This window comes from Rhodocytophaga aerolata, from assembly GCF_030503435.1.
In the GTDB taxonomy this organism is placed as follows: domain Bacteria; phylum Bacteroidota; class Bacteroidia; order Cytophagales; family 172606-1; genus Rhodocytophaga; species Rhodocytophaga aerolata.
On sequence record NZ_JAUKPO010000063.1, the window covers coordinates 1 to 16,620 of the forward strand.

General features: G+C 40.7%; 14 protein-coding genes. All 14 read right to left on the reverse strand.

Translation table 11 applies throughout. From position 1 onward, the window contains the following. Positions 1-224 precede the first annotated feature (224 nt). The 14 genes from Q0590_RS34765 to Q0590_RS34830 all read right to left on the reverse strand — a co-directional run bounded on the left by Q0590_RS34765 (position 225) and on the right by Q0590_RS34830 (position 16,394). Positions 225-1,316, reverse strand: a complete 1,092-nt coding sequence (locus tag Q0590_RS34765) for a GNAT family N-acetyltransferase (RefSeq protein WP_302042286.1) — start codon at positions 1,314-1,316, stop codon at positions 225-227. 471 nt (positions 1,317-1,787) lie between these two features. Further along, positions 1,788-2,522 (reverse strand): CatA-like O-acetyltransferase, encoded by a 735-nt coding sequence (locus Q0590_RS34770; protein WP_302042287.1) that lies wholly within the window; start codon positions 2,520-2,522, stop codon positions 1,788-1,790. Beyond that, complete coding sequence (locus tag Q0590_RS34775; protein ID WP_302042288.1) at positions 2,503-3,084, reverse strand: Crp/Fnr family transcriptional regulator; 582 nt, start codon at positions 3,082-3,084, stop codon at positions 2,503-2,505. Before Q0590_RS34775 ends, Q0590_RS34770 begins: the two co-directional genes overlap by 20 nt. Positions 3,085-3,502: 418 nt before the next feature. Further along, positions 3,503-4,192 (reverse strand): formylglycine-generating enzyme family protein, encoded by a 690-nt coding sequence (locus Q0590_RS34780; protein WP_302042289.1) that lies wholly within the window; start codon positions 4,190-4,192, stop codon positions 3,503-3,505. A gap of 301 nt (positions 4,193-4,493) precedes the next feature. After that, a complete protein-coding gene (locus tag Q0590_RS34785) occupies positions 4,494-5,432 on the reverse strand; it encodes a PLP-dependent cysteine synthase family protein (RefSeq protein WP_302042290.1) in 939 nt (312 codons plus the stop codon). Positions 5,433-5,908: 476 nt separating this feature from the next. Further along, positions 5,909-6,337 (reverse strand): EthD family reductase, encoded by a 429-nt coding sequence (locus Q0590_RS34790; protein WP_302042291.1) that lies wholly within the window; start codon positions 6,335-6,337, stop codon positions 5,909-5,911. 291 nt (positions 6,338-6,628) lie between these two features. Beyond that, positions 6,629-8,818, reverse strand: coding sequence for a xanthine dehydrogenase family protein molybdopterin-binding subunit (locus Q0590_RS34795; RefSeq protein ID WP_302042292.1), 2,190 nt, complete (start codon positions 8,816-8,818; stop codon positions 6,629-6,631). Positions 8,819-8,839: 21 nt separating this feature from the next. Beyond that, positions 8,840-9,304 (reverse strand): (2Fe-2S)-binding protein, encoded by a 465-nt coding sequence (locus Q0590_RS34800; RefSeq protein ID WP_302042293.1) that lies wholly within the window; start codon positions 9,302-9,304, stop codon positions 8,840-8,842. Between the two features lie 152 nt (positions 9,305-9,456). After that, the gene (locus Q0590_RS34805) at positions 9,457-10,290 is read right to left on the reverse strand and encodes an AraC family transcriptional regulator (protein WP_302042294.1); all 834 of its coding nucleotides are present in this window, start codon (positions 10,288-10,290) and stop codon (positions 9,457-9,459) included. Positions 10,291-10,756: 466 nt separating this feature from the next. Next, positions 10,757-11,533: a LytR/AlgR family response regulator transcription factor gene (locus Q0590_RS34810; RefSeq protein ID WP_302042295.1), complete on the reverse strand. Its 777-nt coding sequence runs from the start codon at positions 11,531-11,533 to the stop codon at positions 10,757-10,759. A gap of 3 nt (positions 11,534-11,536) precedes the next feature. Next, on the reverse strand, positions 11,537-12,601 hold the full coding sequence (locus tag Q0590_RS34815) for a sensor histidine kinase (protein WP_302042296.1): 1,065 nt from the start codon (positions 12,599-12,601) through the stop codon (positions 11,537-11,539). A gap of 35 nt (positions 12,602-12,636) precedes the next feature. Beyond that, on the reverse strand, positions 12,637-13,797 hold the full coding sequence (locus Q0590_RS34820) for a serine hydrolase domain-containing protein (RefSeq protein ID WP_302042297.1): 1,161 nt from the start codon (positions 13,795-13,797) through the stop codon (positions 12,637-12,639). A gap of 62 nt (positions 13,798-13,859) precedes the next feature. Further along, complete coding sequence (locus tag Q0590_RS34825; protein WP_302042298.1) at positions 13,860-14,453, reverse strand: hypothetical protein; 594 nt, start codon at positions 14,451-14,453, stop codon at positions 13,860-13,862. A gap of 402 nt (positions 14,454-14,855) precedes the next feature. Then, complete coding sequence (locus Q0590_RS34830) at positions 14,856-16,394, reverse strand: T9SS type A sorting domain-containing protein (protein WP_302042299.1); 1,539 nt, start codon at positions 16,392-16,394, stop codon at positions 14,856-14,858. Positions 16,395-16,620 lie beyond the last annotated feature (226 nt).

The following is a 16,620-nucleotide window of genomic DNA, read 5'->3' on the forward strand; positions in this document are numbered from 1 at the left end:
ACCAAGCTGATCCCCTCCCAAGAAATTAGACACATTAGAAGTAAAGACAAAGGGGGAATTATTTTAACCCACTATGTCTGTCTTGAAAACAGGGGCCTGACATTTGGAGATAAGTTTATACCTTTTACTCCCCCCCTTGAGTTATTCTTTCTATCCAAGGTGATAAAGTCCGGCTTAGGGTTCATCTTTGTTCATTTGCTAAAAGAACCCCCTCATACTTACCCTCAATACTTTCTGTTTACATAGGCTGCAAAATTTTTGGGATGAACGCGAAAATAATGATTTGTCCAGAGAAGAATCTTTTTCAATATATAATAGCGGGAGTACAGCCTTTGCTCATACTGCTGAAACTGATTCATCATTCTGGCTTTAGTAGGATTCAGCACAGGCCCGTAATGGATGCTGTCAATCTGATGGTCAAGACTGAAGCGGATGGTTTCTAGGATCATATTTTCATAGGCATGGTAAGTAGAATGCATGCTACGGTCGAAAGCCCCGGAAAGGCAGTATAAATTCTTGCCTATGTATGCAAACGAATGATATCCTGCCAGCTGATCGTTAAGATAGGTCAAAAAATGTATTATTTTATCTGTCTCTCGCCCACTGACCTGCCGGATCATGTTGGTGTAGTTATCCTGAAAGGGCGTGGTGATCAGCGGCTTGAGATGTGCATAGAGATTGATCACTTCATGCTGTGTGGCTGAGGATAGCGCACCGCGTACTACTTCTACTCTTCCTCCCTTGTTAGTGAACTTATGCATCTTCTTGCGGATATTGCTGTAGGCTGCCAGATAATCGTCCAGCCTGTGCTGCCGGGCAAGATCTAGGATGCCATAGTCTGCAAAGGGAAGCTGCACAGAGGCTGTTTTGTCCTCTATGGCGGATACGGCGATGACAAAGCCTGAGAGGAACTTTGTTTGCAGGTAGGCTAAAGCAGCCGTTACAAAGTCAGCGCGCTTGATTTGCGGGCTGACAAATCCCGGGTTGTTGATCATGTCAATGGCAGGTGTGCCCTGCATCCAGAGAAAAACGGGGATAGCAGGAATATTCAGGCCGGCAGCCAGCCAAGGGTTGGAGAACAGACAGTCACCGTAGTGTTTACAGACAGCAATGTAGGCGATGCCGCAGAGGGTTTCATGGCGGAAAGCTCTCAGCAGTCTAATTTCAGAGTAGGGCGTGCGTACATCCATAGACCCATTCAGGATGGTCCACACCAGCGGGTCGAGTCCTAATGACTGTAAATCTGTCTCAAAAACTGCTTGCTCATCGTCAAGCAGGGCTTGGGTAGTCAGAGTGAAGTAAAAAGGTGAAAGCATGGCAGTTACCTGTAAGATACAGCTTGATAGATATATTCTTGGGCAAGGCAATCGATAGCTGAAAATACAAAAAAAGAAAGAAAGGTGTATGCCTGTCAAAGAGATAAATAATTAAGTTATCTCTTTTATCTCTTTGACATTGGCTGAAGGCTTATTATTTGGTAAATGTGGCCTTCTCCTTTAAAAACTGAGAATGGAAACAGAGCGGACTGATAGACATTTTGTTGAGTATCAAAAAAGTGGTTAAGTTAACTTCCCCTTTCTTGAAACTTGAGAATATGAATGTTTCCTTCCATATAGCTGTTCGAAAAACAGGGAGCCTGATAGTCAATATTGGGGCTATGGGCCATATTAATTCAGCCACTCATTTGAAAGATTGGCCATAAGATCTGCAACTGCTTCCTACTTTAGATCAACATTGTTAAGCTTTAACTGCTAGTTATCTTTTATATAAGAGACACTTTCCGGTAACTATAGATTATATGCTTGCATGATCGGTTTTAAGAATCTACGCATTGATTTCATTTTTTCAAGTGAATGTTTTGGCTTTGCAGCATTACGCGTACCGGCATCATTTATTATTAGCTGTATATTCTCCAGAAATAGGTGTATATGGTAGCCGTCTATCAGGGCATGGTGTACCCGTATACTTACCGGAAGTATCACCTGATTGCCTCTCCACTCCAACCTGCCAAAAGTTAGTTTGGGAATGGCATCTTTTGACTTGTCCTCATAGGCATGCTCCATACCATGGAACTTAAACCAGGGTAGTGTAGTGGCATGATATAAGTCAGAGCCATTATAGCCATTGAAGAGCTTATTGTTCTTTTGTACCTCTTTTACCAGTTGAGAGGCCTCCAAGCAAAAAGTAGATAGGTTAGGGTGATGAGGTAAGTGTACAAAAGACAGGGTTTTACTATCTGTCAACACGGTTGTGGATACATCCACTGCCTCATACTTGACTACCTCATTGGCCTCTATTCTTAACAAAAAGTTTTCTGTTCTACGCATAGCTTCTGTGGCAGCATGCAAATAAGATAGAAATATCGATAGCCGTTCCCACTTTGCGTAATGGTACAGGCTAGTCATATTTATTTCTGTATGCACATTAAAGTAAGGTTGAGAAAAGGATTGGAAGAAATTAAAAGTCTCTTCCCGCTGCCATCCCTTTGTTGGGAAAGATGTTTTATTGTATAGCGTTTTCATATGCATGGATTTTTTGTTGCAACCGAGGAAAGTTGATTTCTTTGATCAGCGTGTGCTCTATCCGGATGACCATTTCCTGCTCTAACTCAACTAATAATCTGTTCAGATTGCGCATAGAGGTACCTAAGGTCTCCGAAAGTAGTTGCTTAGAGATCTCCAGCTCATTGAGTCTTGCAAATTCACGCAGAACAATGAGTAGAGAATAGAAAAGTTTATTGGTAGACTGAATAGCTGCTTTATAAGAGGTATTCAGAAGTTTGGAAATCATGGCTTTATGAATCAACAGATTGAAACCGGCATCTTCTGAAAGCATTTGCAGAAATCGTTCAGGGGCTACTTTCCAGAGGGTACAAGGGGTTACGGTCTCTACCGTGCTAAAGTAATGGATGTCCATAATTGCTTCCACATCTCCTAACACATCTCCTCTTTCAAAAACCCCCCAGGTAAATCTCTGGCCCAGTGAGGTAGTATGTACTACTTTCACCAGACCTGATGCAAGTATAAAAACACTATGTGGGGCAGCCTCTTGTTTGAGCAGCTTCTGATGTGGTGAGTGTAACACAGGGCTGATGCTATATTTTTCAAATAGCTGCTTATGGTTAGTTAAATATTGAATGACCGCTGTCCTATATTGAGAGAGTAAGTGGTATGGCATGCACAAAGATCACTATTGTTATTTTTTCATAAAAGGACAATTGTCCGGTAAGCATACGTTAAAAGGCAAAGCTGAGCGAGAATATTAGTGACTTCATCAGATACATTCCTAAGTTTCATCAAAGGGGTAGTTACGGTAACTAACCCCTTTGATGAAACTTATTAAAATAGGATCGAAAGAATAGTGCTTACAACTTCTCAGGTAAAAAATTATTTCCCTTAGGTCCTATTTTTTTGGTCAATAGCAAGGTGAGGATTTTTGTCAACCTATAGCCGGAAAAGACCGTCTCAATTACTATACACAAATTACCAGCGTCTTATAAGTTTTAATGTTTATTTCTTGCAATTCTAAAACCGAGGTCATCTATTTTAAATTTTGTTGGATGGCTTCTTCTTCGGGTGCTTGCCATAACACCCCTATGTTCGTCGCACCAACCACCGCCCCTAAAGATTCGGTATGAGCCGTAAACTTGCGGGTCATATATGTCTGAACACCACTCCCAAACATTACCCAACATATCGTAAAGTCCCCACCTGTTTGGTTCTTTTTGGCCAACAACTTGAGTTGATTCTTGAGAATTGTTTTTATACCATGCAATATGGTCTAATTCACCGTACCGGATTCCACTTGTGCCTGCTCTACATGCATATTCCCACTCGGCTTCTGTAGGTAAACGAAATCCATTTGCTGTTTGGTCAAATAAAACTTCATCCGTATGCTTGCAGAAGGAATAGCAAGAGCTTAAATTATTTAAACAGGATAATACGTTACAAAATATAACGGATTCCTGCCACGTTACCGTTTCTACAGGCCGTCTGTTTCCTTTGAAGGTGCTAGGATTCTCTTTGATCACTTCAAAATAAAGATCCTGTGTCACTGGAAATTTTGTAAGCAAAAATGGTTTTATCTCAACAATCCATTTCTGCTTGGTTCTGTCATCCCGTAACTGAATTGTTCCGTTTGGAATTTCAACCATCAAGTCATTAATAGCTACTTCGGGCTTTATTAGGTTCATTTATCTGATAGTACTTTTATGGCTTCTGATACGGAATCTTGTTAGCAACATAAAGATTTCATATCAGAAGCTGTATTGTATTCTTATCCGAGCTATCTCATGCATTCGTTTTCTAACCACTGTTGAATCTCTGGCTTGAGATTTATAATTGTAAACGGTTTTGTGCCTTGGTAAACTTGGGCTTCTTCATGGCCATTATTCCTAATGTTAAGTTATCCTAATTGCCCATTTTCTCTACTTTTAACCTGTCTTATTTTTTGAGGGGGTCATAGAAAGAAAATCTAAAGGTTAATATTTGTAATCAATCAAACAGCCCGCTTGCTAAGTACTTCATGCCTGAGTCACAAGCAATAGTAACTACTGTACCACTTGGACCTAGTTCTTTGCCAACTTCAATGGCTGCTACCACATTTAACCCCGTAGAAGTTCCGGCAAATATGCCTTCTTCAGCCGCTAAATGCTTACACATCTCCCTGGCATGGGCTTCTTCAACGGTTCGTACTTGATCATAATATTGTTTCTTTAACAGTGGAGGTACAAAGCCTACCCCAATGCCTTCTATTGTATGATTTCCTTTTATACCTTTTGAAAGCAAGGAAGCCGAAGCAGGTTCTAAAGCAATAATTTGCGTAGCAGCATTCGCTTGTTTTAGTTCCATAGAGACCCCGGTAAGCATACCCGCCGTTCCTACTGCTCCACAAAATATATCTATTGGCCTGTTTAGTTGTTGGAGAATTTCTTTACCTACTTTGCGACATCCTTCTAGCGCGTCTGCATTGGTAAACTGCTTTGTCCAATAAGCATCGCCTTGCTGACCGATTTGCTCTGCTCGACGGATCATTCTAGGTATTAAATCTGGTGTTATCTTTCCCCCTTCGCTTGGAATTATTTCTAACTCAGCTCCAAATAGGCGCATGGCTTGCAGTTTTTCTTTCGCAAAAGCATCTGAGGAAACTACGTTGAAATGATACCCTTTCACAGCGCAAACAAAAGCTAAAGCTGTACCAGTACCCCCTGCTGTACACTCTACTACCCTCATGCCTGGTTTTAACTCTCCTCTTTTTTCAGCTTCTTCAATTATTGCTAAGGCCATGCGGTCTTTATAGGAGCCAGTGGGATTAAAGTACTCTAGCTTAATATATATACTTGCACATCCTTCCGGCACCACTTTCCTTAATCGGACAAGAGGTGTATTGCCAACTGCTTGAGTAATGTGATCAGTTGCTGTTGAAGTGTTCATAGTATATTTCTGCTAAACTTTCCAGGAGGTTACCCGTATATTTCTATGATAGATTATTTATCAATACGATACTAAATTATTCCGATGAGTATCCATCAGAGATAAGTAGTTCATTCAAAAAACTACAAATCATCTTTTGGCGCAGTAGGTTGACAACGATGCTCATACGATTCCTACTATTCAGTTCATAAGCTACCTTACTCGGAAGGGCCGTAAAATCAACCACCCCTTCCGAGTAAGGTAGAAAGATACGGATCGGAAATCCACTCTGATTTCATTCTTTGCTTTCAAATGGGCATGCCAGTTTTGGCTTTTTATGAATATTGCACTTTTTAACCGGAAGTATACGTGGATTCGAGGAACAAGAATGTTCTAGAAAACGCTTAACAACGCTATACAACGCTAAAGAAATTTTGAACAGCAGGTTACAGGAAACAGTGCATGGATTAAAATTTTATTAATAGGCAATAGAGAAGTTACCTGATTATTTCACTAATTAAAATTACAGGAGCTATCCTGGTGTAATTTGCGAAATCAGCCCTTATCGCATCTCTTTTGGGGCCAATTGCCGCCTGATATTCCTCAAGGCTTTTTACATAAAATGTTCCAATGGCCATATAAGGTAATGGTTGATTGGGAATGCCGCTGCCAAGGCCTTTTTCAATGGTATATTTTACCAAATTTGAGCCTAGAAACTCTGCCACCATTGGCATGTGCTTAGCCTGGTAATACTCCATATCAAATGTTTTGCCTTCCTCGTATGGGTACATGATGGATACTTTGATTAATGCTTTTTCAGCTACAGCCGAAAGGTGGTCTTTAGATTTACCAGATGGCTTTTCCTGACATAAGGCAGCAAAGGGTATGCTCAGAAGTAGTAACGGCAGGATGAGTCTAATTTTCATATGTTTTCTTTTTTTAGTTGTTGGAATTTGAGCCGGCAAGTTTTTGGTTTAAACATTCATACCACACGTATGAAAAAGACATTTTCTAAATTTCATTTTCAAACCATATTTATAAGCGAAAGAAGTATCCCTAGTTGGAAGATGCTGTATGGCTAGCTGTTTTTGAACGAAAATACATTAGAAATGTAATTTTACTGACCTTTCTCCCAAGCAATCACACATATGATGATGGTATATGGGAGGTTAGTCTATTCTTCCTTTCAATTTCAACCCACTCACTTTTCCTATTTATTACAAGTTGTCCTCCTTTTTGATGGGTAACTTCCGTATCCGTTTGCCTGTTGCCTGGAAGTAAGCGTTTATGACAGCGGGCACGGCTGCCGGTGGCGAGAGTTCACCCACACCATAAGGCCCTTCTTCTGACGCTACAAAATAGACTTCGATCTGTGGACACTCGGCATGGCGCATGATTTTGTTCTGATGGAAATTAGTGCGCTGTACTCTTCCATTCTTTACTTCCACCCCTCCATGCAGCAGTGCTGACAAACCCCAGAGTATACCGCCTTCTATCTGGCTCTTTACCAGATCAGGGTTGATTAATTTCCCGCAATCTACGGCACAGATGATTTTATCTATGGATAAATTACCTTCACTTACCGTTACTTCTGCCACCTGGGCACAATAACTATTGCCGTGCATGTAGGGATAAACAGATAAGCCTTTGCCTTTTCCTTCCTTTTTTGGGGCCCGCAAGTCTGTTTTGCTCACCGCCAGCTCCATTACCTGCCGCAGCCGTTTAGTGCTTATCTTATTTGAATGGCCAATGTCTGTTTCCTTGTCCTCCTCCAGCAATTCTTTTCTGAACTCATAGGGGTCTTTTTTGAGATTATACGCCACTTCATCCAGGAAGCACTCCTGCCCGAAAGCCCAGCCATTGGCCAGTACGGCCCGCCAGGCACAAGATTGCAACAGACTTTCTGCTTCTATGTGTTTAAAATCAAACCGGATGTTGGGAATATTATACCCAATCCAGGGAAGCTCGGGCCGGTATGGAAAAGTAGCTCCCCAGGTGTATGTTCGCATTTCTTTTATATACCAAGTGGCTACCTGTTTTGCCTCGTTTATACCTACCTGGTAGCGCATAAAGGAATAGGGATGCACCATATTCTGGGTAAAATCCTGCTCGCGGGTATAGATCAGCTTTATGGGAATGCCTCCCGCTTCTTTAGATAGGTAGATGGCCTCTATGGCTACATCCGGGTAGTATCTTCTGCCAAAACCACCGCCTGAGGGAAGTAGGTGTATGGTGATATTTTCTTGGGGAATGCCTAACAGTTTATTCACCTCTCCGGCAATATAGGATGGTCCCTGGGTGCCCAGCCATATCTCACAGGCATTGGTTGTATACCGGGCTGTGCAGTTAAGTGTTTCCATAGGGGCATGTAACTGGTATGGGTAAGCATACTCGGCACTGATGATAGAATTAATGTCCGCTACATTAGCAAAGGCATCCGGATTACCCATATAGCCTGTCGGCTGACTTTCCTGTAAGCTTTGCTCTTGCATATGTACTTCCAGGTCTTCTATGGATTGTTTAGCTTTCTGCCCCTCCTCCCATTCTACCATCAGTTGATCGGCTCCTTTTTTAGCAGCCCAGAATGAATCGGCAAGTACAGCTACTCCTTCGCGAATGTGATACGGCATGCCACCACTTATCCCCCCAATCTTGGCTGTAGACAGTACTTTTTTAACCCCTTTTACAGCCATGGTTTTGGAAGCATCATATTTCTTCAGTTTTCCCCTAAACACCGGACACCTGACGATTATAGTATAGAGCATTCCCGGCACTTCTATATCCATTCCGTACTGGTAAGTGCCTTTTACTACATCCGGAATAATCTTGTTAGTGAGCGGCTTGCCAATCAGGCGATAGTTAGCACTAGCTTTAGGGACTATGTTTTGCGGGGCTTTGTACTTACTTGCTTTATCAGCTATATCCCCGTATGTCAGCCGGGCCTCATTTTTTTTATTGATCAATTCTCCCTTATCGGTAGTTATCTGGCTTAATTCAACCTGCCAGTGCTCGGCGGCAGCTTGCATGAGCATGTGACGGGCAGCGGCTCCCATCTGTTGCAGAATTGGCCACATATCTTTTATAGTGGTGCTTCCTCCAGTGCCGTGTCCACCCTTGGATTGGTAAGTTTTCAGGTCTGCATCGGCAAACTCCAGGTTTACTTTCTGCCAGTCCACATCTAGTTCCTCTGCCAGGATCATGGCTAGGCCAGTGGCTACACCTTGCCCCATTTCATGCTTGGTAACCCGGAAATACACCTCGTTCCGGGGACTTATTTTCAAAAAAGCATTTACCGGAACCCCCTCTGAGAGCTCATCCCTTACTCCTTTTGTCTCATTAGTACCACTAGCCGAAAAACCATTAAACTGTAACAACAAACCTCCACCTGCCAGAGCAGAAGCTTTCATAAAATTCCTTCTATTCATCGCTTAATTTGATGTAGATTCAGCAGATTGCGCAGCCTGCAATACGGCCTTGCAGATTCTTAGATACGTGCCGCAACGGCACAGATTGCCATTCATGGCTTGCCTTACCTCTTCTTCTGATGGGCTTGGGTTGGATTTTAATAAGGCTGCCGCCGCCATGATCTGGCCGGCCTGGCAGAAGCCGCACTGGGGCACATTGCAGGCTTGCCAGGATTGCTGCAGGGGATGGGTGCCATCCGCACTTAAGCCTTCAATGGTAGTTATTTCTTTCTGCCCTACTGCCGACAAAGGAATCGTGCAGGAACGTACCGCCTGTCCATTCATATGAACCGTACAGGCTCCGCATTGCCCTAACCCACAACCGTATTTGGTGCCTTTTAATTTTATAAAATCCCGGATTGCCCAGAGCAGCGGCATTTGTGGGTCTGCTTCTATATGGTAGGCTTTGCCATTTACTGTTATAGTCATTGGTAATGATAGTGAGGAAATACATTATTCAGCCGGACTTGTTCCAGTGACCTCACAAAGGAAAGGAGAAGAAAAAAGATTGTATTGTAAATTTTCGGCAGGAGCAGATTTTACAGGCTGAAAAGGAAAATAATAAACTATACATAGACAGCTTATAGAATTGCCTTTTCCAGCCCTTTTCTTAATATAGCATCTGACATACCCCCTTTCTCTGCCTGATAGGCAGTCGGGGTGTTGCCCATAAAAAAGTTAAACTCTTTAATATAATGGCTCTGGTCATAATAGCCCCAATCCAGAAAGTAAGCATTGTCTTTTGCTTGATTTTTGCGGAAGGCTTTATAAACATTTTTGAAACGGATGACTCTGGCAAACTCTTTTGGGGTGAGGCCTACGGTTGTCTTGAATCTGCGTTCCAGGGTACGGTAATCAATGCCCAACGTGTTTTTTAGCTCATCCATGCGGGCCAATCCTTTGCGGGCAGTAATATAGTGTATAGCATATCCGGTAACGGCATCAGTTGCTAAGTGGCTTTTTAATTTTCTAAAAAAATATTCATCTAACCATAGCTTTTGCTCATGCTCTGTTGCGGCAGCAAACAACTTATCTGCCAGGTGGGAGAAAGTAGGATCAGAGAGGTCATTGGTATGAAGTAAATGATTTGAGAGCTGAATGGCAGGGAGATTCAGCAGACAGTGCATGGCCTGAGGCTTTATTTTTATGCCTATTTGGTACAGATACGAAGGAAGCTTTACGCTAACTGATACATTCCGCTGGCCTACAATGTGAGTGTCTTTAATTAGGCAGGCAGTCTGATTAGCTGTAGATTTCCAGCTATAGGCAGTACCCAGATTAAGAATGATTTCTGCATAGCCGTCGGGAATAATAACTTCCTCCCTGCCTATAGGCGTAGCATCTGTTTTCAGAATCCAATAGCAGCCAATATAGGAACGCAAATCCGGATGGGGTGCCAACACTTTATAATACATACCCTTTACTATATACCCTATGAAAATAAAGAAAGCACAACCTATAAAGAAGTTATTCAAGAATGAATACTTTCGGGATGAACGGTTCTATGGCTGTGCCTGAAAGAGAAAGCGTATAATTTATAAACCCACACATATGATTGGAGGGGTGAATTGCATCCTATATGAATTTATACATAGTTAGAAAATTTACTTGATTCGCTCCCTTATTGATACTTTGCATTTGGGCAAGAGGGGCAGACTATCATTCATACAACCAAAGAAAACATTCTTTTCCCTCTTGCCCAAAATTATTAATATTTACTTACCAGAAAGGAGTATAATTTAACCACCTCTACACTGAAACTACAAGCTTTGAAAATTCCAATGAGGCTAGTTTTTCTTCCTGCCAACTTTCTAAAAAATAGTGTCCAGACACACGAAACGACAGGCAATAATTACCAAATACAGATTAAACTTTACAGGTTCACCAACTTAACCATTCTTTGAAATCAGTGGCTTTTTCTCTGCTAATAGGTACCTGTTGTTTACCTGCTTTATCTAAAGTTACAGTAAGCTTTCCATAGGAAGCGGATAGAATCGTATGTATAGAATTTTTAGCTATGAGATACTGTCTGCTGGCCCGGAAGAACTCTGCCGGATTTACTATTTTTTCTAGCTCCTCCAAGGAGTAATCCATAGCATATTCTTTCTGGTCGTGGCAATGAGCCATAACCAGCTTCTGGGTAGCATAAAACCAGCTGATAGTAGAGATCTCAAGGGTATGATACCGGTCTTTGATTCTTATCAGAAAACGGTTCCTGTATACATTCCCTACCATTTGTTTTTTAAGATCATTTACCAGGGCAGCCACATTCATGCTTTGCTCTTCAGACTTTATAAACATGCCCCGGATGGTATCCAGCTTTTTCAGGCTTTGCTCCAGCTCCTCTTCCACAATAGGTTTGAGCAGATAATCTATACTGTTATGCTTAAAGGCTTTGATGGCAAACCCATCGTAGGCGGTAATAAATATAACCGGACATTGTACCTTTACATGCTCAAAAATCTCAAAGCTTTGCCCGTCCATCAATTCAATGTCCATCAAGACCAAGTCGGGTATGGGATTCGATTGCAGCCAGTCGACGGCACTCTTTACGCTATCTGCTTCCCCTGCAATCACTGCCTCCGGTTTTACTTCCCTAAGAATGCTTTTGAGCCTGCGCCTTGCTACAGCCTCGTCTTCTACTATAAAAACTCTCATAGCTTAACTTGTATGGATATGAACAGGGGATGGTTCTATGAGTGGCAGCCTGACAATAAATTCATCTTCAGTCTCCCGGATAAGTATCTGCGGCTGATTCAAAAAATGATATTTAGCTGAAATGTTGGCTAATCCCACTCTGGCAGAGTGAACGGATGCTTTTTTTAGTTGCAAATTATTGCGGATAAGTATCTCCTGCTGATCATTGGATTCAATCCTAATAAGTAACGGACTTGCGCTACTGAGCATATTATGTTTTACTGCATTCTCCAGCAGAATCTGCAAGGTAAGCGGAGGCAATAGGTAATTTTCAAGATCAGCCGGGATAGCTATTTTTAGCTCAAGGCCTTCTTCAAAGCGGGTTTGCAACAGAAAGAAATAAGCTTGTATAAACCCTAGTTCTTCTCCCAGAGAAATCAGGGTTTTTTCATTGCTTAACAGCAGGTATCTATATACAAATGATAGTTGTTTAATAAACTTCTTAGCCCGGATAGTATCTTCATCTACCAGGGAAAGCAGTGTGTTTAAACTATTAAACAAAAAATGAGGTTGTACCTGGTTTTTGAGCAGCTCAAATTGGGTTTGAAGGTTGGCCTTTTCCAAGGCTTCTTTTTCCAGGCTGGTTTTATGCCATTGCGCGAAAAAATACATGGCCTCATACACGCTGGCAATAATGAGTGTAAAAAATAGGGTAGAGCCTGACGCAGAAAGATAGTTATAAATGGTATGCGGTAGGTTCTCGCCAAACAGCAGGTCTTTTTCAATGAAAATATGGGCGGGGCCAATTAAAAAAGAAGCCCCAACCATCGTTAAGCCAATCCATGCAATCCGTTTTTCTGAGCTTTTGAGTCCCGGGTTTTTCTTTCTTACATAGAATACCACTATACGGGTAAATTCAAAACTCAGCAATACATAGATAAAATTAGATAAAACAATCATCCAGAAAGGATAGCCTGACTCAAAGGAAAAGAACAGATTAAAAAACACACACAAACAAGCCGTTAGAATGGCTATGGCTACCATTCGTAGTTTCCAGTCTTGCATCAAAAAAGAATAGGTATTTTTCATTTCTTTTATGTCTCCTCCTGTCAGGCAAGCCTATTTTATTTATTATCTACAATGGTTTCTATGAGTGCCTTCCTGGAGCCGCCTCCATAATTGGTAAAGATAACAATAGTGGTTTTCTTGTCGGGAAAATAAATAAAATTAGCATCTACACCAGGTAACGTACCATTTTTACCATATCCTTTATGAGTGCTTGTGTTCCAGCTTTCAATGCCCAAGCCATACTCACAATCGCCATTGGGACAAGAAGGAAATTTAGTAGTTTGTTTCATTTCTTCCAGCGAAGTAGCTGAGATAATCTTGCCTGTGAATAATTGTTGTGAAAACAGGCAGAGATCAGCAGCACAACTGACAACTCCTCCTGCCGGATCTTTGCGGCTGTCGGCCATATCCCATTGGGTAAGGTCAGTAAGTTTGCCACTTACATAATTGTATCCTCTGGCAACAGTGGGCTGGTCCCTTACTTCCAGGTAGGTATCACTCAGTCCGTAAGGAGTAAATAATAAGTTCGATAAGGCTGTTTCAATGGGCATTTTAGTAATTTTCTCGATAATCTTACCTGCTATCCAATACCCTGCATTTGAATAATAGCTTCCTGTTCCGGGTTCAAATTTGAGCGCTTTTCCATAGACATACGTTTTTAGCTTATCCTCTATGGACATATTAGCCATACCCTCAGGATTATTAATAATCTGCAGCTGATAAGCAGGATCATCATCAGAGGGATGGCCTAAACCACTGGAATGGTTGAGTAAATGCCTCAGGGTTATCTTCTCAGCAGCTGGAATATTTCCTTTGACTTCCGGAAGTAAATCTGAAAGTGTATCATCTAAGTCTAAGAGGTTTTGCTCTCTTAGCTGCATGATTACAGTAGCAATGAACACTTTGGAGATGCTGCCTGTGCGGAAGGGAGTACAAGTGTTCATGTTGACATCATGGGTAAGAGAAGCTTTTCCCGTAACTCCTATCCATAAAGGATCGCCCTCTTTCAGTACAGCCACTATAGCTCCGGGTAAATTATTGCTTAGATAAAAATCACTGAGCATCTGACTATAATACTTATGAGAGGGATGATTGCTATAGTCAATAGCTCCACAAGCAGGCGGTTGTTGAATAGATTTCTTTTCGCAGGAAACACATAATACGAGGACTACGCATAAAGAAAGAATGGTAGCCAGTGGTTTTATCAATGAATACATAAACAGATAGATGTGAAAGAAAATGAATGATAAGAGGTAATAAATAATAAGCGGAAACAGGATTAATTTTTCTGCAGAAGTACACCTGTGTGCAGGAGTTGGTGAGGCAAGAGTGGATTTCCATTATAAACAAAAGGCAATTCGGCCATGAATTCATATCTGGTAAATACAGCCGTAACCGTATTAATCCGGTATCCTACTCCCAGGGCAAGGGAAGGCATGAGCTTATGCATGAAAGGAGAAGCTTTTTCAAATGTGCCTTTGGATGAGTTAGTAAACCTGTGCATGGATGAATGTTGCAGCCCATAGCCTACACCCAGTAGCACTTCCGGATAAAAGTTCCCCACATATCTTCGCCAGCCTACTTGTGTGTTAAGCAAAAAAGCATCATGTAATTGTTTGTGCCTGTAATAAGTCAGGCTAAGGGTTTGAAACCATTGGGTAGGCTTTCCTCTTGAGTAGGAAAATTCGGTGCCTATGCGTATACCGGGGTTGAGTCGGTTAAAAACATTTTTGGTCCTTGGCAGCGTGATCGTTTCTGCCAGTAAAGAAACGGATATAGGCAAAGAATGAGTCTTCTCCTGTGCCTGTAAACTACCACAGGGCAAGAATAAATAGATCAATGCAGCTAATAAGCGTGTGTGATAATTGAGCATTTGTAAAATAATTTATGAGACAAAAGTAAATGGCCTCATAAAGCTCAGCACAAGAATATAGACCAAGATCAAGAAAAGGAGATTGACGTGCAAAAAATGAGGAATGGAGTGTTAGTATGAAAGTTGATTTTTAAAAATTTAAATTAGACTTTCCTGACTGTGCAAGGCATGGGAAGAAAATTCTATGTCAGGCTCCCTGTTTTTCGGACAGAAGCCAAGCAGAAAAATTTACATGGATGAAGATCTGTCATTCTACTTTTGAGTTAACAGAAAGGGGAAGTTAATTTAAATCCCCCTTTATTTTAACTCAAAAGAAAAGCAGTGAACCTTGATCTGTATAAGATTTCTACTTGGCTTCTGTCCCAGAAACTGGGGCCTTACAAAAATAACAAAGACATAAAGTTAGCTTCTGTTAATTTTAATAAATTTCTTAGGTATAGGGTGTGAGCTGGTAAATTTTATAATAATAGTATACAAGCCACTTGGTAAATCTCTAATATCGATCTTGTCGGACTGAGAATTTGCTATCCTAGTATTAAACCTTATGGTTTGTCCAATCGAATTAATAATCATTACAGAATATATTTCAGAACACTGATCTTCACCTGTAATTTGAATGAAGTCGTTTGCAGGATTAGGAAAAATAGCAATAGATTGTTCATTACAAATAGTATCTAAGCTATCTTTTGGTTGAAGATTGTTAAAATAAGCATCAATAAAATTAGGCAACCCAAATCTTATACTACTCTCCTTAAAATCGATACTTTGATAATTCACTTCACAGGAAAATCCTTTCAAATTGGGCTTACTGATTACGATTAAATTATTATATATACTTCCTGCACAGTATATTTTACCATCAGGCCCTATTTGTAAAGCCGGATCAGATAAAACGGGGTAGTAATCTTTATAGGTTTCTGTAATATTGGTTAAAGGATTATCTCTGATAATGCTTTGAGCTGAGGCTATGATCGCTTCTATATCACCAGCTTTCAAATCATATTGTCGAATTACATCTTTATAAGCTTGATTCCTGGGGCTATCTGTGGTGACATACAGCTTAGAATTATCCGGAGAGAAACAAACGCCATATTGATATCTTAAATCACCCAAGTTTACATAATTAGAAATAAGGCCGGTTGAAGGATTAAAATCAAACAAATCAAATGGCCTATCCATCAGAGAGGCAACGGCACAAGCCAGCTTTTTTCCATCAGGGGATAGTTTTAAATAGCCTCGTATTTCATCACTAAAAAAAACACCATTAGGCGTTGGTTTAAATTCATGTGTAGATCCAATAGTTGTAATGTTGGATAAAGTAATGCCTTCTGCCGTAAGTAAATACACATGAAACGCATCGCTATTCCATGCATGGCTAATCAACCAATAATCCTTGCCATTACTATGAGGAGTAGCCGTTAATTTCTCAGTGGCATTGGTTTGTAAAAGTATATTTTTGGAACCCATTACTACATCTCCTCTTCCTTGATCTAAATTCATATCAATGAGAGAGTATCTGATTTCACATTGATAATTGGTGTCAAAGTGATACCCTAGACAATTATCTATTGTTCCGCCTGACTTAGTGATGGAAAAAACATAATACTGTGTTGCTGTGTTGGGAACAGGAACAATTAAAGCAGATTGAGTAACATAGCTAGAGCAATTTTCCTGAAAGTCTCTTCCATTCGGAAATAGGGTATGCTCTCGATTCCATATATTCCTGCCATTAGTATAAAATAATAATTCCCCAGTATTTTTCTCCGATATTACAGCACAGCCTTCTTCACTAACCATCTCACCATTTAGTAGGGCTGAAGGTAAATCATTACTGAAGTCGAGTCCTGCTCTATTTCCAAAATACCAGATATTGGCTTCTTTTTGAGCGAATGAGGTGAAAAATGCAAGAACAAGAAACAAAAGTATAAAGCTTTGTTTCATGAATATATGTAGCTGGTTATAAATGAAAGTATGAAAATGTATAACCATCTCCAACTGATTATATTGATTTAATTAAAATGGCTGTTTGTAGGAATATCTAAAAATGAGTAGTTACAGAAATTCCCTAACTCAAAGGTTCGCTGCTTCTCTTTTGAGTTAAAATAAAGGGGAAGTTAAATTTACCATCTTTATAAGTTAAAATGTGTATGTAATTAATCCCTATAAC